Consider the following 17,702-nt stretch of genomic DNA (forward strand, 5'->3'; position numbering starts at 1 on the left):
ATCAGTAGTTTTGAGTTATTCTCCATCTGCCTCTGCGATCAACTGACTTGCTTTTTTTAGGCTATATAAGAGTTGACCTAAAAGGACCTCTTTATTACTCAGCGTGACCATGACCATCGGGTGATGAATTGCTGGAATAGCCGTCAGAATAGCCTTACCATTATCTGCATCTAAAGTAATATTGTTACAGCCAGTGAGCTGAATCTCTTTTAAAAAAGCAGTGACCATTGCCAAAATTGAGCTACTCACCGCCGCTAATTTGGTGGTGTTATGGTAGTTTTTATGACTTACTGTTGCTAATTCAAAACCATCAGAAGAGCAAATCATTACAAAATCTACACCACGTGTATTCATCAAAATATTATGAGCTTCAGTTTTTGCTAGCTGTAGCAATTGTGTCGGGGCGGTGCGTTTCTGAGTTGGAATACTAAGCATGATCATTCCCTTGAGATGTTAAGCCTACTTTGATTTCAAGTGATGCAATTAATGATTCAACCATCATTAAAATTTGTTCTTGCTCGCGTGCATCAATAAAAAACAATGGATATGACAGTCCGTTTTCTTTTATCCAATGACGATATTGTTGAAGTGACGATTCTTTATTTTCATCAACATGAGTAATACCAATCGCAATATTATCGTTATAATTTTTAAAAGTTTCTAAGTAGCTTTCTAACTCGTCAATTGGATTAGGACTATTGTGATCTAATAATAAAATAACACCGATTGCACCTTCACAAATGACCGACCATATAAAATCAAAACGGCTTTGTCCAGGGGTGCCATAGAGTCCGATTTTGATTCCATCATCTAAAGTAATTTCACCATAATCAATGCCTACAGTGGTCTGGGTTTTCTGGTGGCTTTGTACATCAGTGTTGAATGCTTCTGTTTCCAGAATTGGAATTTCAGATAGCGATTTAATCGCTTCTGTTTTACCTGCCCCCATACTACCTGCAAAGACAATTTTATATTGCTGTATAATCATAAATTCCCTTAAAGACCAAAACGCCGTCTAATCTTCCCTATAAAATTTTTAAAAAAATGATTGTCTGTATTTAAATTTTCTAAATAAGAATTTGGCGTGTAAGCACATTTATTCGCAGAAATAAATTTTCCATTATTTGCCATTAAACAAGCGGTAACGAAGCGTAAGACATCATCAATTGATACGTTAAGCTGGTTAGCCACATCAGTAATTTTTGCTCCCTGTATAAAACAAGCAGAGAGTTGTAGGCTCACTTTTCTATATTCTTTTTGGTAGGGTTGTGGCCAGTGGTCAATTTTAAAATATTTATCTTCTGTAGCTAGATTTCCAAAGTTTTTTGAATGCCAAATCAAATTCCATAGCCAGTCCTGCAAATAGTAGTTTTTTTTACGAGACACTTTCGTGAAGTCAGAGGTTTTAGCAAAAGTGAAATCAAAGCTTTGATTGGTTTGAGTTTGTTGGCGTGAGGGTTCCAACCAAGCCATCTGAGTCCTGTTATCAATAATGGCGAGTGTGCCTTTATCATCAAAAAGGTATAGTTTGGCATGTTCTGGGCTGTGCAAATTCCTTATAAATTTATCATCAATGAGCATGGGCTCATTTGATAAATCTGAAACTACGACAGTCTTCTTTTGATTTAAATAAGATATTAGGTTTATTTGTAGCCAGTCTAATAGAGATTCTACTTTTTCTAGTGGCAGATGCAGGGTATGTTCATCAAGTTGATATCCATTTTGTGAAGAAGTTTTAGTAATTTTTAAATAAGGACATTTTTTCTTTTGAAGAATATTTTGAATATTATCTGAATCAAAAAAGTTTTCATTAATTAATAATAGATCAATATGACTGTTAGAAATATTAACCCAATTAATACTATACTCATTAGATATTAACTTTCTGATTAAAGTTTTTAATTCATCTAAAACTTTTAAGCTTAAACCAGTAGTAGCAATATTTATGTAATTCCTATCCATAGTATCACATTAAGTTTTATTGAGTAATATAATAGTTTTAATATGCTTTTTATAATAAATATAAAAAGCATATCTTAGATTAATTAGCTAAAGTCTAGCTCTTTTTCAAATGACTTTAACTCATGACGAGCCATAGCCAAGTTCGATTTAGCACGATCAAGCACTAAGTAAAGGAATAAATTATTATTACTTTCTAGAGGTCGAATTAAGTGGTAAGCCTTACCCAATGTAATTAAAATGTCTTCAATATTGTCATTTAATTTCAAAGCATTGGCGATATTTCGCTTTGCACGAACTACTTCTGTATTTCCAGCAGCCGCCAATTCTAAATCAATTTCCCCACCACCTTGTGTTGCAAGTGATAATCCACTTTCTGAATCAACAAGTGCAGAAGCAATAAAACCATCAATTTCAGTTAAGCTATCTAAAGAAAGTTTAGCCATGTTTTTATCTCTCAGGATTCTAAAGTTATATTTACTACTTTTTCCTAAAAGTAGTTAAAATTCATTATATTTCTGAACAATTTGAAGTCAATTAACCAAGTGAATTGAGAGTTTTCATTTTTGGGAAAGAAGTGACGTAAAATGTCAGATTGGAAAAACAATATAAGATTATTTATACATTATACTTTAAGACTGCGATGAGGTTTACATTATATATTTTAAAATTTAGTTAAAGTAATTGTAATAGAATATTAATACAATATTGATTAATAAATTATTTTAATTTTAATCAAAAAAGGGGAATAAAAAAATTCCCCTTTTTATAACAATGATTAAACTAAACGAGTTGTGTGTAAATACAATAGAGATAGCCCAAAATTGCTAAAGCAACGACAGGAGCAATAATCTTTGACCATGTAGGTACAGAACTCTCAGTAGCTTGTTCTTCAATATGTAAGTCATCATGATGAGGTTGGGCTTGGTGAACCATTTGGTTGAACTCCTTCATTGTTGTATCCAATGATATCTCTTCTTGTTCCACAGGTTTAGAACCAATTAACTCATTTAGATGGTTTGTTGACCAAACCCAATCTTCTGCCTGACCAGATAAATGTTCTACTTGGCCTAAAATTAATTCTTTTAAGCCATTATGCCCAAAACCACCTGTTTCATCGAGTTGGTTAAGTTCTGCTAACTGCAAAGTTAAAATTTCAGAAATACTCTGTTCTAGCTCCGAATTTTTTAAGGCCGACTGATTATGCTTAGACGTTGTTAAATGACGAGCAACTTCTTGAATATAAAGTGGATCTGAAGTTTTGATTTCTTGATAAATCTTATTGTCATCTTGGCGCCATAAACTAATCAGTTTTCCAAGCGTAAGAATATTCACCTCATCAATCAGTTTATTTTTTTCATTAACTGGATATTGATTTAAAAGCTGAGGCTTTTGAATTTTTATCTGCTCAGCAAAGTATTGGACTAAATCAAATGCCATGCTTTCTTCCTCTAAATTTAATCTAAAATTCTTAACGTTGGTTTTTTCTTAGTTGATGTTGTTTCAATTGTTTCTTGTACTTCAGACTCTACTGTATTTTCTACAGGCGCTACATTGGCATATTCTTCAGGATCAAAAAATAAACCTTGTCCATTCTCACGTGCATAAATGCCTAAAACAGCTTGAATAGGTACATAAATGTCTTTTGATGCTCCCCCGAAACGAGCAGAAAAAGTAATGGCTTCATTTCCGATAACGAGTTGATGAACAGCATGAGGCACGATATTTAAAACGATTTGGCCATCTTTAACAAATTGCTGTGGAACATCCGTATGTGGCTGTGTCGCATCTACTAATAGATAAGGAGTAAGTTGGTTATCACAAATCCATTCATAGATTGCACGAGCAAGATAAGGACGTGTAGGGGTTAAATCAATAGTTTGCTCAGACATATCACACTATTCCATATTTAATAGTTCATTGTAACGGTTTTTCTCTTGAGCCGTCATTGATTTAGCAAAAGAAGGTCTCTCAAAGATACGTTTACAATACAAAAGTATCGGTCGGCAATGCTGTTTGGGTAAATCGATTCCCATGCTATTTAATCTTAAAAAGATAGGTGCAAGCATACAGTCCAAAATTGTGAAATTTTCAGACATGAAATAGGGAAAGTGCTGAAATAGGGGAGTAAGTGAAATTAAAGTTTCACGTAATTCTTTTTGAGCTTTTTGCTTTTGTTCGATATTTAAAGAATCAGCATGTTTTAACATGTGATCTGCTAACTTAAACCAGTCGTTTTCAAGTCTCCAGATATATTGACGCTGCTCTGCACGCATCATTGGAGCATCTGCGTAAAGCTTACTTTGGCGATAACGATCATCTAAATATTCAGCAATAATAGGCGCTGAAAATAATTTAAGATTTTGCTCGACCAACATCGGCAATTGGTTATAAGGATTCAAACTTGCTAAATCTTCGTCTTCATGGTCAGTTATGATCAATTGATATTTGATTTGCTTTTCTGCTAATAGAAAACGAATCCAGTGAGAACGGAAATCATCAGCATGACTGTAAAGGGTAATCCCCTGAATAGAGGTGTTTTCGACCGACATATCACAAGACGACGTGGTTGAGTGAATCGATTAGGATACTAAAAATGCTCTAGGAAATCACGGTTCTAAAGAGATAGTTTGTTTATATTTATAAGTTTGCATTTTATTGTTCGATTTTCATAATAAAAAAGCCTTGGAAAAATCCAAGGCTTTTTGTCCAACTCGATAAACGAATTAACGTTTAGAGAATTGAGGACGCTTACGAGCTTTACGTAAACCAAGTTTCTTACGTTCAACTTCACGAGCATCACGAGTAACGAAACCAGCTTGACGAAGAACAGGTTTTAAAGTTTCGTCAGCAGCGATAAGCGCACGAGTAATACCGTGACGGATCGCGCCAGCTTGACCACCGATACCACCACCTTTAACAGTGATGTAAAGGTCAAACTTTTCAGTAACTTCTAAAAGTTCTAAAGGTTGACGAACAACCATACGAGCAGTTTCACGACCGAAATATTGCTCTAAAGTACGGTTGTTAATAACGAGTTTGCCTGTACCAGCAGACAAGAAAACACGTGCAGTTGCGGTCTTACGGCGACCTGTACCATAATTAGTAGCCATGTGCTGTATCCCTTAGATGTCCAAAACTTGTGGCTGTTGAGCAGCATGCGGATGCTCAGTACCAGCGTACACTTTCATTTTTTTGATCATTGCATAACCAAGAGGACCTTTTGGCAACATGCCTTTAACTGCTTTTTCAAGAACAGCTTCAGGCTTGTGAGCAATTAACTTCTCGAAGTTAGTCTCACGGATACCACCAGGGAAACCAGTATGGCGATAATATTTCTTATCAAGCGCTTTTTTACCAGTCACTTGAACTTGTTCAGCATTAATCACAACGATGTAATCGCCAGTGTCAACGTGAGGAGTATAAGAAGTTTTGTGCTTACCGCGTAAACGACGAGCGATTTCAGTCGCAAGGCGACCTAAAGTTTTGCCAGAAGCATCAACAACATACCAGTCATGTTGAACTTCAGCTGGCTTAGCGCTGAGAGTTTTCATTAAACCACTACCTATTATAGTTGGTTTGGACTATGGAATCTGTCCAAACAAAAGGAGCGAGCATTCTAAACGAGTTTGTTCAAAGTCACAAGAAAAATCCAGTTTAAGCCACATAATTTAATCCATAAACCGATGAATGTGGGATATGTTAAAATCAAACAAATTTTTAGTTATGTGTCTGGGGTGATTGTGCTGCCTTTATATGTCACTTCCGGTGAGCCGGCTGGTATTGGTCCAGATATTTGCTTGAGCTTGGCTCAGCGAGTTGATGTGCGCCCTATTGTTGTCTTGGGTGACCAAAATTTATTAGAACAACGTGCCCAGAAACTCGGTATAAATATTCAATTTATAGAATATACGGGACAAGCTGAATCATCGTCTTCAGGTGAGCTTTATATAGAGCATGTACCTTTAGAAACGGCGGTTATTGATGGCCAATTAAATTCAGCTAATGCGGCTTATGTATTAGAACAATTACGCCGCTCAGCTGATTATGCCATGTTTGGTAAAAGTGTTGGGGTAGCTACGGCACCAGTGCAAAAATCGGTCATTAATGATGCAGGCATTTTGTTTAGTGGTCACACTGAATACTATCAAGAGTTTGCAGGGGTAAAGCGCGTTGTCATGATGCTTGCAACCAAGACTCTGCGCGTTGCTTTAGCGACTACGCATTTGCCTTTAAGGGATGTTGCCGATGCAATTACCAAAGAGCGTTTACATCAAGTCATTGATATTTTAATACATGATTTAAAAACTAAATTTAAGATTGTTGATCCGCGGATATTGGTGTGTGGCTTAAATCCTCATGCGGGGGAAGATGGGTATTTGGGCCGTGAAGAGATTGATACCATTAATCCGGTACTCGAAACTTATCGAGCGCAAGGAATTAAAATGAGCCTAAGCTTGCCTGCGGATACCTTATTTACCCCTGAGCATCTTAAAAATGCTGATGCTGTACTCGCTATGTACCATGATCAAGGTTTACCTGTGTTAAAATCACAAGGGTTTGGTGAGGCCATCAATATTACATTGGGTTTGCCATTCATCCGAACCTCGGTCGATCATGGCACTGCATTGTCGTTGGCTGGGACTGGTTTGGCAAAAAGCTCAAGTTTAAATGTCGCTGTCGATTTAGCGTTATCTTTGGCAGCGAGCTAAATTTTTCATGTTGGAAATGTTATATGTATCAAATTAATGCCCTAAACCCGAAAGATGAAGGGCATAAAGCTCGTAAACGTTTTGGCCAAAACTTCTTACATGATCAGCGAGTCATTGCCAAAATCGTGCGCTCGGTGAATCCGCGTGCGGGTGAAAATGTTGTTGAAATTGGACCTGGTTTGGCTGCTTTAACTTCTCCTTTAATTGGAGAGTGTGATGCATTAACAGTGGTTGAGCTAGATCGTGATTTAGCGGCAGGCTTGCCAGAACGCGTTCCACATCCTGAACGTTTAACTATTATCGAAGCTGATGCATTAAAATATGATTTTAATGAACTGGTAAAAGATGGTCGACCATTACGTGTGGTTGGTAATTTACCTTATAACATTTCAACTCCATTACTTTTCCATCTCTTGGAATTTGGCAGTAAAGTTAAAGACATGCACTTTATGCTGCAAAAAGAGGTGGTTGAACGTATTACTGCCGAACCAAACACAAAAGAATATGGACGCTTGTCGGTAATGATTCAGTATTATTGCCAACCTACGTTTTTATTTGAAGTGCCAGCTGGTGCATTTAACCCGCCACCTAAAGTAACAAGTGCTGTTTTCCGCCTTGTTCCATATGAACAAAAACCAATTGTTGCAAAAGATGAAAAAGCTTTAGCTCGTTTGGTTGCTCATGTATTTACCCAACGCCGTAAAACCCTAAGAAATAGTCTAAAAGGTATGATTGCTGACGATGGTTTTGAAAAAGCAGGCGTTGATCCGATGGCTCGTCCAGAAACGTTAACACTTGCTCAATTTGTTGCTTTAGCCGATCAAATGGTGGCATAAATGACTAAACGTTTTAATTATGTGATTGGCGATGTACAAGGGTGTTTTGAAGCTCTGAAGGCCTTACTTAAAGAAATACGTTTTGATCCAGACCAAGATTTTTTGTGGTTTGCAGGTGATTTGGTCGCTCGTGGCGAAAACTCAGTGGGTGCCTTACGGTTTGTTAAAAAACTTGCTGATCGCGGCGCTGCTGCAACTGTACTCGGAAATCATGATCTGACTTTAGTGGCTGGTGCGCGTGGTTTAAAAGAGATTAAAGAAAAAGATCGTACGCAAGACGTTATTGATGCAATTGATGGCGATGAATTAATCGACTGGTTGCGGAAACAACCTTTATGTTTATTCCCGAACGAGCACACAATTCTTACTCATGCAGGTATACCTTGCATTTGGGATGCACAAAAGACTGCAACGCTTGCAAAAGAGGTTGAAGCAGTACTCTCTCATCAAGACTTATCTGTATTGGATGCCTTTTTGGCAGAAATGTATGGCTCAAAACCAGATTTGTGGGAAAACGACTTAACGGGTTCAGCTCGTTTACGTTGTATTACTAATTATTTGACCCGCATGCGTTTAACCAACGCAGAAGGGGCTTTAGAGTTCAGTTTTAAAGATGCTCTGGATGCGCCAATGCCAGAGGGTTATTTACCTTGGTTTGAATTTCCGAGCAAAGCGGCACAAACTCATCAAATTATTTTTGGTCATTGGGCTGCGCTCGAGGGCAGAATCATTAATGATCAGATTCAAAATATTGATGGCGGCTGCGTTTGGGGCAGAAAATTAATGGCTTATCGCCTTGAAGACAAAGAAATCTTTGCTGTTGAAAATCCAGTGATGTAATAAAAAAGCCGCATAAGCGGCTTTTTTATTTTTAAGTTTTATTCTACGCGTAACCAAATTTGGTTACGGCCTAATGCTGAAACGCCAAGATATCCACGCATATGAAGACGTTTACCAGTTGCACTGAGTTTTGCTTTAAGCCCGTAAACTTTACCAGTATTAGGATCTAAAATTTTCCCACCTGTATAATTAAGATCATCTGTTTGTTTTAAGCCAGTTGCAATATCCAATCCTATAATTGGTTTATTGGTATACGGCGAAGGGCAGTTATCACAAATCTCTTTAGGGGTATAACCTGGGCGTGGTGTAACTTTGATAATCTTTCCGGCATATGTCCCATTTGCTTCTTTTCGTATTTCTACCTGTGCTTTGGGAGCACCAGTTTTATCATCAATTGTTTGCCAAAGACCTGTAATGTCTGCTGCAAATGTAGCAGTGTTGATCCCCAGTAAGAGCAGAGCTCCAATAAAAATTTTCCCCATGATTAAAAATCCTTTTAACATTGAAAGGTCATCTTATTTCGAATTGATATACCGTTCAATGTTTATTTAATAGGCTTCTTAATTATGGTGTGCCAAGTGACAACATTAATGTAGGCAGCCAAATTGCAGTAAATACGCCATTTAAAGCCATACCAAATGCAGCATAGCGACCTGCAACGGGTCCGCGTTGCCATGCTTGAGCTGTTCCTATGGCATGTGCAGCTAAACCTAAGGCTAATCCAGATGCTCTTTCATCATGAATATGCTTAAGTAAAAACGGTGAAAAAGCTGCTCCAATAACGCCAGATAAAATAACAATAAGCGTTACCAGCGTTTCAGGAGCATGCAATAACGTTGCGATATTTAAGGCGATAGGGGTAGTCACCGCGCGGGTTGCAAATGCAAGAATGGTAGGTTCCGACATATGTAACAAGTAAGCGAGGCCCATAGGCAAAGCAACGGCGCTAATACTTGCAAAAAGTAAAATCCCAATGACTGATTTAATTGGCAGATCATCGTAACGCATTGCAGCTAAAGGAATGGCTAAGGCTACTGTGACATAACCTAATAGATGACCAAATAAGTCATTCACATAAAGGCGATATTGTTCATAAGGAACTTGTAAAATTGAAAGTAATGCAATGACAATAAACATGCCGAAAACTAAAAGTGGAACTTGCGGAAAGCGTCGGTTTAAAGGTTTTGCACATAGATAACCAATAAGTGTGATCAAAAAACCGTAGAAAATCGTAAACATTTTATTCTCCTTATAACCAACGTTTTGCCATTTTTGCATAGACCCACAACGGTATAAGGGTGCTGACTACTAAAACAAAAAGGAATAGTGGAATTTCTTTACCCATATGCACCAACATAATTAAAGAGCCAGCACAAACAGGTAAAAAAGCAAAACCACTTTCTTTCATGATTTTATTATTCGTATCGACTATTCGAAGAGGGATTTTTTTGAACTTTCTCCAAATAATCAAAACAGTGAGTAAGCTGATTAACCCGACCAGATTACCTAATTCTGGATGACCAAAAGCACGCATGACGATGACAGAGCCTTCACGAAAACCAATAATGAGTAGTAACGTTGCTACCCATGCTGTCCAGTCTATACTTTTGATCTTATCCATATTTTTTATCTCTAAAAGTTTACTTATCGAGTTTTAACTGATCTCGCCCTTGATTTCAAACTCTTCCAATGGTCGCTTAAATTGATTAGCGCGTTCTCCCAAGATTTCTTCTAAGGGCAGTTTTGCTTGGCGAATAAGCTTTTCCAGCTTATGTGGTGCAATACGTACATCAATATGTAATAAGCCTGCATCATCGTAGTGTTCAGACTCAATTACATTTAAGGCATAAAGCTGTGTGCGAAATTTGCCATAAGCAGGTTTAAGAATCAGAGAAAACTTTTGTATTTGACCCATTAAACATTCTTGTACTGCTTTTTGAAGTAACTCTAGACCAAGGCCTGCGTGAGCAGAAACATAAACTCGATCTGGTACATGTGGTTCGGCATAAACAATTTTGGCTTCTTCACCACTCAGGTCAATTTTGTTGTATACCCGAAGTACTGGAGCATCTGCACCAATCTCTTTTAAAACGCTTTCAACTGCTTCAATTTGATCAAGCATGTCATGACTATTACTATCAATGACATGTAGTAAAAGCGTGGCTTCTAGGGTTTCTTCAAGTGTTGCTTTGAATGATTCAATTAAATCATGCTGTAAGTTTCGTACAAAACCTACCGTATCTGCGAGCACGACAGTACCAATACCATCCCATTCCAAACGGCGTAATGTCGGGTCGAGTGTTGCAAACAGTTGATCGGCTGCGTAGACATCACTTTTCGCTAAAATATTAAATAGAGTCGATTTGCCAGCATTGGTATAGCCTACTAACGACACAGTTGGAATGGCTGCTTTTTGTCTTGCAGCACGCCCTTGTATACGGGTTTGATGTACCTTTTCTAATTTATCTTTTAATTGGGCAATACGTACACGAATGAGACGACGATCTGTTTCTAGTTGTGTTTCACCGGGACCACGTAAGCCAATACCACCTTTTTGTTGTTCAAAGTCGGCTGACCAACCACGAATAAGACGGGTAGATAAATGTTTAAGCTGTGCAAGTTCCACTTGTAATTTACCTTCATGCGTACGGGCACGCAGGGCAAAAATATCTAAAATTAATCCTGTACGATCAATAACTCGGCATTTTAATATTCTTTCTAAATTTCGTTCTTGAGCGGGTGACAAAGCATGGTCAAAAATCACTAGACTTGCTTCTAGTTCCTGAACTCGCTCTGCAATTTCTTCGACTTTTCCTGAACCAATAAAAAATTTAGGATTGGGTTTATTTCGCTGAACCTTAATATGTTCAAGGATATCTGCACCAGCAGACTGTGCAAGTAGAGCAAACTCTTCGGCATCCAGATCATCTAATAATTGTACTGAAACACTCACTAAAATTGTGCGTTCACCGCCTTGATGCCGATCAACATATTCCACGTGGTTGTAAATCCTGAAAATGGGAAAACTTTATTCTAGATGAAACTTATGCAAAAGGGGAAAGCGTTTGTTCTTATCCTTTAGATTAGTTAAATGCTGTTAGAGGTGTCTGAATTTATTTTTTCCCCATTCTCTATCATCAATGCAAGTTTATTCTGAAACGTATAGAATGCTTGAGATGGGTATAACAATGATTGATCGTTAGTGAAATTTTATGGCTCAAACGCAAAGTATAGTTAATTCAACGTTAAAGAAATTATCAAAAATAGGTTTGTACGGAAAAAAAGTCACTTCGGCTACCGCTGCAATTAGTGAAGGTTTTTATTTAGTTTATCGACATGGCCTTTATAAAGATCCTAATAATCCGGTCAATACACGCTATGTTCAATATTTTTGCCGCCGTTTATGTCAGGTTTTTAACTTAGATGTAGAAGTACACGGAACAATTCCTAGAGAACCTGCTTTATGGGTAAGTAATCATATTTCTTGGCTAGATGTTGCTGTTTTAGGTTCAGGAGCTCGTGTTTTCTTTCTTGCCAAAGCTGAAATTGAAAATTGGCCCATTTTAGGAAATCTAGCTAAAGGTGGCGGCACTTTATTTATTAAGCGTGGGTCTGGTGATTCCGTTAAAATTCGTGAACAAATTACCGAATTCTTAAAACAAAATATTCCTGTACTGTTTTTTCCTGAAGCGACCACTACAGATGGACATTCTGTTAAGAAAGTACATGGTCGTTTGCTCGGTGCTGCTATTGAGGCTCAACGCCCAGTACAGGTATGTTTAATTTGTTATGTAAACCGTCATGGACAATTAGATACAGTTGCGCCATTCATTGGCGACATGTCATTTGCTGAACATATTCAACGCGTACTTGAAATGCCGAAAGTAACAGCTCATCTATTAACTTTGCCTCCAATTTCAGTGGAAGGGCATGATGTGAAGAGTTTAACGCGTGAAGTTCAAGAAAAAATGGTAGAAGGTTTGGCTCAACTACATCAGAAAGTACTTAAGCCAAAAAAATAATTACATAAAACCTTCAAGTGGCAGCCATGAAAGAAATTTCATGCCTGCTTTTTGCCACCATTTCATCTCGGGTTCTTGTTTATAAATTAAAGGGCCATTGGGAGTTTCTTGCTGCCAATAAATATGATTATTAGAGTCAAGCTTTAGCTTATAAGCATATTTATTTAAATTTTCGTCCATCGTATGGTGAATTGTTTTAGCCAATGACGGGCTATCTAAAATTACACCAATTTCAGTATTTAAATAAGCTGAGCGTGGATCAAAATTAAATGAACCAATAAAAACCTGTTCATCTAATGCCATCAGTTTAGTATGTAAGCTTGAGCGGCTTAATCCTTTCATGTTTACTTTTGCTTTAGTGGCAAGCTCATCTGTATTTTTATTTAAATCTCTTTTATCTGGTGTAGGTAAAAATTCATAAAGTTGTACGCCGTTTTTAAGCAGTTCTTTACGGTATTTGCCATAAAATGCGTGTACAACAGCAACATCATTTGCTTTAAATGAGTTAGTTAGAACGCGTACTTCCACACCTTCTTTAGCAAGCGTGCTTAAAATTTTAGCGCCTTGTTTTTCAGGAATAAAATAAGCTGAAATTAAATCTACGTTGCTTTCTGGTTTTTCCAGATGGTTAATTAACTGGAAATTTAAGTGCTCTTCTTTTTTTGCCTTTGATTTGATTTTATCAGGCGAGTCTTTTACGACTTCTGCTTTAACCCAGTCGAATTGAATATTGTGATTTAACCATTTATCAAATGCATGTGATTTTGCAGTTAAATTTAAAAAGTTTTGAACAGTTGCTTGTTGGTAATGAGCTTCGAGTTGCTCTTTTAATCCTTCATAGCGTAAACGGTGCTGCTCTGGACTTACAATACTTTGAACTGAATAGGCGTATTCATGATTCCAGTAGTCATCAAAAGAATTCACAATGTCATCAACCGCAGCACCGACCAACATCACATCGACATCAGAAAATTGATAGCTATCGCTTACATTGTAATATTGATTTGTCATGTTACGTCCGCCAATAAGAGCAACCTCATTGTCGGCAATAAAACTTTTATTGTGCATGCGACGATTGATACGTTTTAAATCAAGCACCATATCCATCGCACGATATTTGCGGAAACGGTAGGGGTTAAAAAGCTTAACTTCAATATTTTTATGCTGAGAAAGAGCGAGTAAAATCCCTTCCATTTTTTTTGCATTATTGTCATCAATAAGAAGTCGGACTTTTACTCCGCGATCAGCTGCTCGAATAATGGCGTGTAAAGCTAAAGCTCCAACTTTGTCATTATCCCAAATGTAATATTGTAAATCTAAAGTCTTTTCAGCTTTATCGATTAATCTTAGGCGGGCTGCTAGAGCCTCCAATGGATCATTTAAGACGTGGTAACCCGTTAGCTTTGGGTTTTGCTGACGTAAGGGAGTAATAATTTGAGCAAGTGAAGTCTCTGATGTATCGATATCATTTGCATATTCTAATGGTTCAACACCATGTTTTGGCAGAGTACTACATCCTGTCAAACCCACAGCAAAACTAGAACATAGGACTATAGAGGCTTTTATCAAAAAGCTTCTAGCTTGTTGATTCGTTTGAAGCTGTTTGGAATGAGAGGATTGTGCCATAATCAGTACATACGATAACGTGAGCTAGAGTATAATTCGTGCATATTGAAAGATAAATATTGAATTTGATTACTAGCAATCAATAGAAGATAAGTCGAGAGTCGTAATGTGGAATCCAAATTCAATTATTTTTTGTTTTTACTTTATATTTTCAATACTTGCTCTATGGGGAATTTCTGAGGCTTGGATTCATCAATCTCGGACCGAGACGATTCATCCATTTAAAGCTTTTGTGCATTTACTCGCATTTTATCTCTCTTATCTACTTATTCCTCTCTGGTTTTTTAATTTATACGCTGCTTGGATTGGTTACTACTCAATTCATCAAGGTATTTTTATCTTTTTCTTAAGTGGTGTTTTAATTTATGCCCGATTTATTGAGCCTCATCTAGTCCGTGTCGATACTCATCAATATCGCTTAAATCCAGATCGTAGTTTTAATAAGCCAGTCAAAGTAGCCCTAATTGCAGATTTACATATTGGTTTATTTTCAGGGCATGAACGTCAACTCAAAACCATAGTTAGAAAATTAAATGAGCAGCAACCAGATTTAGTGGTTGTGGCCGGTGACTGGACATATGAACCAGAAGATAGACTAATTGAAGAGTTAAGTGTTTTAAAAGAAATTCAGGCACCTGTTTACTCTGTTCCTGGAAATCATGATGAGCAATATCCTGGCCCACCGATTCAACAATTATTAAAAGATGCTTTATTTTATAATGAAGTTGTTGATATCGAAGGAAAGATCGTTGATTTTGAAGAATTCCGTCTGATTGGTATTGGTGATCTTTGGGCTGGAAAAACCGATATGCGTTCCATGCCAGATTTACCTCAAGACAAACCTTGGTTAATTTTGTCTCATAATCCAGATACTGTCGATATGGTACCTAAATTACCAAATCGTCCATTAATGTTATCAGGACACACACATGGAGGGCAGGTGGAGCTCCCATGGCTGACTAACTATATTATGAAAAAAGTATCAATTTTAGGTCACAAACGTGGATTTTACTCTCATGAACATGCAGATGTCTTCGTTACCGTTGGCACAGGAATGGTCGGAATTCCTTTACGTTTTAGAGTGCCGCCAACCATTGATATTATTGAGTTAGTTTAAAATAAAAAAGCCAATCACAGAGGATTGGCTTTTTTTATGAATTAAACTTACTTATGGAATAACAACAATGGCAACACGTCGGTTAATCGCACGATTTTCATTGGTTGTATTTGGAACATAAGGTTGTGTCGAACCACGACCAATCACGTAGATATTTTCTTTTTTAAATCCACGAGCTAAGAAAAGGTTTGCTACACTTTGTGCACGCTCTTCAGATAACTTTTGATTATAAGCAGCATCACCAACATCATCAGTATGACCCACAATTTTCAATTTATTTAGGTCATATTTATTCAATTGATTTGCTAGACGTACTAACTCAGCTTCATGACTTTGTTTTAACTCTGCATTATTAAAGTCAAATAACAAACGTTCTGGTAAACCTAAAGTCCATCCTTCATCGGTAAGAACGAAACCTTCTTTTTTAAGTAATTTTACCTGACGATATTTTAATGGACCAAAACTCAGGCACCCTGCAAGAGTAATGCATAACAATGCAATAAAGGAGAGTTTTAGAGATCTTGTATTCATAGATTAGCCTAAATTTAATTTTCAGGTTTATAAATAAACCAGTGTTCATCCGAATTTTTAGCCTTATACATTGCTTGGTCTGCTTGCATAATGAAATCTTCGGGGCTAGATGCAAATTGTGATAAAGCAATACCTACACTAAAACTGAAGTAAATCGTTTGACCATTCAGATGCAAAGGTTCTTTACAGCTTTCGAGTAAATTTTCAGCAATAGATATTAAATGATCAGCATGACTAATGGAATGCAAAATGACAGCAAATTCATCGCCGCCTAATCGTGCAATAAAATCTTGATGACGTAGACGGGTTTGCAGACGATTCGCCATTTCTTTTAAAACTTCATCTCCAGCTAAATGGCCGAATTGGTCATTAATTGCTTTGAAGTTGTTGTTATCTATAAATAATAACGCAGACTTGTTATCAAAACCCTTATCTTCAAACATGTCTAAGAGAATCTGATAAAAATAATGTCTATTAGGCAATAAGGTGAGTTGGTCATGGTGAGCCTGAAAGGATAATTTACGATTTTCCTTTTGTAGCTGGTTATCCCATATCTGAATTTCTTCAAGTAACTCATTAAAAACGGTATTTAAATCTTGAAATTCTTTAATTCGATTATAAGGAAAACGAAGATTATAAGCTTTTTGTTCACTTACAATTTGAGCAATATTCGTAAGTGGATAAATAGCCTGCATAATTTGACGATAAGTTAAGTTTACTGACCACCATAAAGCACAAACAATAAACAACATCGCAATTGCCAGCCCTACCATAATCATTTTGAGGAACTGCAATATTTTTTCGGAACTACCAAAAAGTGTGAGTTCACCTACATTCTGCTCATGATGATAAATTGTAAGATGAACGGGTTCATTAAGAAACCAATGATCAAACCAACCCTCTAAAATTGAAGTCTGACTTGATAATTTAAAACTTTGTGCAATTAAATGATGTTCTGAATCATAAATATGAATAGTACGAATTGAATGGTCATTTGTATATTCATTCAAAATTTGCTCAATCGTAATTTTGTCATTAAATACAACTGCAGGCTGAATACGCTCTAGTAGCGTATGGCTAAGCAATTGCAAATTTTGTTTGGCGTAAGTTTCCATTGTAAAAACAGAAATCGATACAAACGTAAAAGAACAGATAAAGAAAGTAATTGCAAAAATAGTAAATTGAGATTTTCTAAATAATGCATGCAATGAAGTGGACTGATACAACTTTGATATCATAATCCTTACTCCGCATTCTTAGCCAAGAGCAATACTCTCGGATCAATATGAACTTTGGAGTGACTTAAAGCATCTAAGTTAACTTTAAAGGTAGTGTAATTATTTTGATTATATAAACAAAAGATACTTCCAATTTCGCACTCTGGATTATTAATGCTTAAAGAAAGTAAAGAACGGTAAGGATAGTTCTGAATAAGGCTTTGTTGTTGTTGGGGCGAAGTCGTAGAAAAATAAACGGCCTGACAATGTGACCGAGCAAAATCTTTCGCGTTTACAGTTTGAACACGATAATTATAAGACATTTGCTGGATATAAGATTGAAACGTAGATGTAATAGAGGGATTATCAATAATACAAAGAGTAGGAGTATTTACATTCTCCCACTTACTGTAGCTTAGAATAGATAAAGTAAGTACATAGAAGTTATGTTTTGAATTGGCATAACAAGGCCCACTCGTAGCAAACACTACAAGTATGCAAACAAATACTTTTTTAGCGAACTGCCACATGGTGAGTTAATGCCAAACTATTGCACGAATAATCTATTCTACATGAAGTTGATAAAGTAAAAAAAGTTTAATATCTCATCTAAAGTTGACCAAAAAGACTAAAAAACGAACATGCGATAATATTAAATTAAAAAAGGGGTTGTCAAAGGTTATTAATGGTCTATAATGCACATCCATCGGCGGTGATGCAGATAAGAACTTGTTGAAAAACAGTTACTTGGAATTAAGTTGGTTACTTTAAGTGATGAATTTGATGAGAGGTTGGTTTTGAAAATAAGTTTTAAAGATATCGAAATTACCTGTTGACTTTTA

22 protein-coding genes are annotated in these 17,702 nt (G+C 36.6%); 5 read left to right on the plus strand and 17 right to left on the minus strand.

Annotated elements, in window-relative coordinates:
• Positions 1-15: 15 nt before the first annotated feature.
• The 9 genes from AC1PJP_RS00410 to rplM form a co-directional block, all read right to left on the minus strand.
• Complete coding sequence (locus AC1PJP_RS00410) at positions 16-435, minus strand: roadblock/LC7 domain-containing protein (RefSeq protein WP_013196812.1); 420 nt, start codon at positions 433-435, stop codon at positions 16-18.
• On the minus strand, positions 428-988 hold the full coding sequence (locus tag AC1PJP_RS00415) for a GTP-binding protein (protein ID WP_005299886.1): 561 nt from the start codon (positions 986-988) through the stop codon (positions 428-430). The genes AC1PJP_RS00410 and AC1PJP_RS00415 overlap by 8 nt, the downstream gene beginning before the upstream one ends.
• Before the next feature lie 8 nt (positions 989-996).
• Positions 997-1,962 (minus strand): hypothetical protein, encoded by a 966-nt coding sequence (locus tag AC1PJP_RS00420; protein WP_479766353.1) that lies wholly within the window; start codon positions 1,960-1,962, stop codon positions 997-999.
• Positions 1,963-2,045: 83 nt separating this feature from the next.
• Entirely contained in the window at positions 2,046-2,405 is a 360-nt protein-coding gene (locus AC1PJP_RS00425) for a roadblock/LC7 domain-containing protein (protein WP_005299893.1), read from the minus strand.
• 337 nt (positions 2,406-2,742) lie between these two features.
• Positions 2,743-3,399, minus strand: a complete 657-nt coding sequence (locus AC1PJP_RS00430) for a hypothetical protein (protein ID WP_479766354.1) — start codon at positions 3,397-3,399, stop codon at positions 2,743-2,745.
• A 17-nt stretch (positions 3,400-3,416) separates the two neighbouring features.
• A complete protein-coding gene (locus tag AC1PJP_RS00435) occupies positions 3,417-3,851 on the minus strand; it encodes a ClpXP protease specificity-enhancing factor (RefSeq protein WP_416686057.1) in 435 nt (144 codons plus the stop codon).
• 6 nt (positions 3,852-3,857) lie between these two features.
• The gene (locus AC1PJP_RS00440; RefSeq protein ID WP_005299902.1) at positions 3,858-4,511 is read right to left on the minus strand and encodes a glutathione S-transferase N-terminal domain-containing protein; all 654 of its coding nucleotides are present in this window, start codon (positions 4,509-4,511) and stop codon (positions 3,858-3,860) included.
• A 174-nt stretch (positions 4,512-4,685) separates the two neighbouring features.
• Complete coding sequence (rpsI, locus tag AC1PJP_RS00445; protein WP_002048725.1) at positions 4,686-5,072, minus strand: 30S ribosomal protein S9; 387 nt, start codon at positions 5,070-5,072, stop codon at positions 4,686-4,688.
• 12 nt (positions 5,073-5,084) lie between these two features.
• On the minus strand, positions 5,085-5,513 hold the full coding sequence (rplM, locus tag AC1PJP_RS00450) for a 50S ribosomal protein L13 (protein ID WP_003656097.1): 429 nt from the start codon (positions 5,511-5,513) through the stop codon (positions 5,085-5,087).
• 174 nt (positions 5,514-5,687) lie between these two features.
• Between rplM and pdxA the strand changes: the two genes are divergently transcribed.
• From pdxA to AC1PJP_RS00465, 3 genes are read left to right on the plus strand one after another with little or no spacing between them, the layout of a single operon-like run.
• Positions 5,688-6,671, plus strand: coding sequence for a 4-hydroxythreonine-4-phosphate dehydrogenase PdxA (gene pdxA, locus AC1PJP_RS00455; RefSeq protein WP_151768119.1), 984 nt, complete (start codon positions 5,688-5,690; stop codon positions 6,669-6,671).
• A gap of 23 nt (positions 6,672-6,694) precedes the next feature.
• The gene (gene rsmA, locus AC1PJP_RS00460; RefSeq protein ID WP_174744251.1) at positions 6,695-7,507 is read left to right on the plus strand and encodes a 16S rRNA (adenine(1518)-N(6)/adenine(1519)-N(6))-dimethyltransferase RsmA; all 813 of its coding nucleotides are present in this window, start codon (positions 6,695-6,697) and stop codon (positions 7,505-7,507) included.
• Complete coding sequence (locus AC1PJP_RS00465; RefSeq protein ID WP_151768116.1) at positions 7,508-8,347, plus strand: symmetrical bis(5'-nucleosyl)-tetraphosphatase; 840 nt, start codon at positions 7,508-7,510, stop codon at positions 8,345-8,347.
• A gap of 38 nt (positions 8,348-8,385) precedes the next feature.
• On the opposite strand, the gene AC1PJP_RS00470 is transcribed toward AC1PJP_RS00465, so the two are convergent.
• The 4 genes from AC1PJP_RS00470 to hflX all read right to left on the minus strand — a co-directional run bounded on the left by AC1PJP_RS00470 (position 8,386) and on the right by hflX (position 11,345).
• The gene (locus tag AC1PJP_RS00470) at positions 8,386-8,829 is read right to left on the minus strand and encodes a DUF2147 domain-containing protein (RefSeq protein WP_004796314.1); all 444 of its coding nucleotides are present in this window, start codon (positions 8,827-8,829) and stop codon (positions 8,386-8,388) included.
• Positions 8,830-8,911: 82 nt separating this feature from the next.
• Positions 8,912-9,586 carry an LrgB family protein gene (locus AC1PJP_RS00475; RefSeq protein WP_004796315.1) on the minus strand — a complete coding sequence of 225 codons (675 nt, stop codon included), beginning with the start codon at positions 9,584-9,586 and terminating at the stop codon, positions 8,912-8,914.
• A 10-nt stretch (positions 9,587-9,596) separates the two neighbouring features.
• Positions 9,597-9,968, minus strand: coding sequence for a hypothetical protein (locus AC1PJP_RS00480; protein WP_005299915.1), 372 nt, complete (start codon positions 9,966-9,968; stop codon positions 9,597-9,599).
• A gap of 33 nt (positions 9,969-10,001) precedes the next feature.
• A complete protein-coding gene (gene hflX / locus AC1PJP_RS00485) occupies positions 10,002-11,345 on the minus strand; it encodes a ribosome rescue GTPase HflX (protein ID WP_004796318.1) in 1,344 nt (447 codons plus the stop codon).
• A 214-nt stretch (positions 11,346-11,559) separates the two neighbouring features.
• Between hflX and AC1PJP_RS00490 the strand changes: the two genes are divergently transcribed.
• Positions 11,560-12,369 (plus strand): lysophospholipid acyltransferase family protein, encoded by an 810-nt coding sequence (locus AC1PJP_RS00490; RefSeq protein ID WP_416686055.1) that lies wholly within the window; start codon positions 11,560-11,562, stop codon positions 12,367-12,369.
• Here AC1PJP_RS00490 and AC1PJP_RS00495 read toward each other — a convergent pair whose 3' ends face one another.
• Entirely contained in the window at positions 12,370-13,995 is a 1,626-nt protein-coding gene (locus AC1PJP_RS00495) for a phospholipase D family protein (RefSeq protein WP_005299922.1), read from the minus strand. It abuts the gene before it with no gap.
• Between the two features lie 106 nt (positions 13,996-14,101).
• Between AC1PJP_RS00495 and AC1PJP_RS00500 the strand changes: the two genes are divergently transcribed.
• Complete coding sequence (locus AC1PJP_RS00500; protein WP_004796324.1) at positions 14,102-15,112, plus strand: metallophosphoesterase; 1,011 nt, start codon at positions 14,102-14,104, stop codon at positions 15,110-15,112.
• A gap of 51 nt (positions 15,113-15,163) precedes the next feature.
• Here AC1PJP_RS00500 and yfiB read toward each other — a convergent pair whose 3' ends face one another.
• The 3 genes from yfiB to yfiR are packed head-to-tail and all read right to left on the minus strand — an operon-like array spanning position 15,164 to position 17,390.
• Positions 15,164-15,643 carry an outer membrane lipoprotein YfiB gene (yfiB, locus tag AC1PJP_RS00505; RefSeq protein WP_004796325.1) on the minus strand — a complete coding sequence of 160 codons (480 nt, stop codon included), beginning with the start codon at positions 15,641-15,643 and terminating at the stop codon, positions 15,164-15,166.
• A 14-nt stretch (positions 15,644-15,657) separates the two neighbouring features.
• On the minus strand, positions 15,658-16,881 hold the full coding sequence (dgcN, locus tag AC1PJP_RS00510) for a diguanylate cyclase DgcN/YfiN (protein ID WP_005065229.1): 1,224 nt from the start codon (positions 16,879-16,881) through the stop codon (positions 15,658-15,660).
• 5 nt (positions 16,882-16,886) lie between these two features.
• Positions 16,887-17,390: a regulatory sequestration protein YfiR gene (gene yfiR, locus AC1PJP_RS00515; RefSeq protein WP_004796328.1), complete on the minus strand. Its 504-nt coding sequence runs from the start codon at positions 17,388-17,390 to the stop codon at positions 16,887-16,889.
• Positions 17,391-17,702: the final 312 nt, after the last annotated feature.

Source organism: Acinetobacter sp. V116_7, from assembly GCF_056735735.1.

What these genes read in the sequence shown, in the direction of transcription:
- AC1PJP_RS00410 (WP_013196812.1), bottom strand. Translation starts at nt 435, where the DNA reads ATGCTTAGTATTCCAACTCAGAAACGCACCGCCCCGACACAATTGCTA.
- AC1PJP_RS00415 (WP_005299886.1), bottom strand. Translation starts at nt 988, where the DNA reads ATGATTATACAGCAATATAAAATTGTCTTTGCAGGTAGTATGGGGGCA.
- AC1PJP_RS00420 (WP_479766353.1), bottom strand. Translation starts at nt 1,962, where the DNA reads ATGGATAGGAATTACATAAATATTGCTACTACTGGTTTAAGCTTAAAA.
- AC1PJP_RS00425 (WP_005299893.1), bottom strand. Translation starts at nt 2,405, where the DNA reads ATGGCTAAACTTTCTTTAGATAGCTTAACTGAAATTGATGGTTTTATT.
- AC1PJP_RS00430 (WP_479766354.1), bottom strand. Translation starts at nt 3,399, where the DNA reads ATGGCATTTGATTTAGTCCAATACTTTGCTGAGCAGATAAAAATTCAA.
- AC1PJP_RS00435 (WP_416686057.1), bottom strand. Translation starts at nt 3,851, where the DNA reads ATGTCTGAGCAAACTATTGATTTAACCCCTACACGTCCTTATCTTGCT.
- AC1PJP_RS00440 (WP_005299902.1), bottom strand. Translation starts at nt 4,511, where the DNA reads ATGTCGGTCGAAAACACCTCTATTCAGGGGATTACCCTTTACAGTCAT.
- rpsI (WP_002048725.1), bottom strand. Translation starts at nt 5,072, where the DNA reads ATGGCTACTAATTATGGTACAGGTCGCCGTAAGACCGCAACTGCACGT.
- rplM (WP_003656097.1), bottom strand. Translation starts at nt 5,513, where the DNA reads ATGAAAACTCTCAGCGCTAAGCCAGCTGAAGTTCAACATGACTGGTAT.
- rsmA (WP_174744251.1), top strand. Translation starts at nt 6,695, where the DNA reads ATGTATCAAATTAATGCCCTAAACCCGAAAGATGAAGGGCATAAAGCT.
- AC1PJP_RS00465 (WP_151768116.1), top strand. Translation starts at nt 7,508, where the DNA reads ATGACTAAACGTTTTAATTATGTGATTGGCGATGTACAAGGGTGTTTT.
- AC1PJP_RS00470 (WP_004796314.1), bottom strand. Translation starts at nt 8,829, where the DNA reads ATGGGGAAAATTTTTATTGGAGCTCTGCTCTTACTGGGGATCAACACT.
- AC1PJP_RS00475 (WP_004796315.1), bottom strand. Translation starts at nt 9,586, where the DNA reads ATGTTTACGATTTTCTACGGTTTTTTGATCACACTTATTGGTTATCTA.
- AC1PJP_RS00480 (WP_005299915.1), bottom strand. Translation starts at nt 9,968, where the DNA reads ATGGATAAGATCAAAAGTATAGACTGGACAGCATGGGTAGCAACGTTA.
- AC1PJP_RS00490 (WP_416686055.1), top strand. Translation starts at nt 11,560, where the DNA reads ATGGCTCAAACGCAAAGTATAGTTAATTCAACGTTAAAGAAATTATCA.
- AC1PJP_RS00495 (WP_005299922.1), bottom strand. Translation starts at nt 13,995, where the DNA reads ATGGCACAATCCTCTCATTCCAAACAGCTTCAAACGAATCAACAAGCT.
- AC1PJP_RS00500 (WP_004796324.1), top strand. Translation starts at nt 14,102, where the DNA reads ATGTGGAATCCAAATTCAATTATTTTTTGTTTTTACTTTATATTTTCA.
- yfiB (WP_004796325.1), bottom strand. Translation starts at nt 15,643, where the DNA reads ATGAATACAAGATCTCTAAAACTCTCCTTTATTGCATTGTTATGCATT.
- dgcN (WP_005065229.1), bottom strand. Translation starts at nt 16,881, where the DNA reads ATGATATCAAAGTTGTATCAGTCCACTTCATTGCATGCATTATTTAGA.
- yfiR (WP_004796328.1), bottom strand. Translation starts at nt 17,390, where the DNA reads ATGTGGCAGTTCGCTAAAAAAGTATTTGTTTGCATACTTGTAGTGTTT.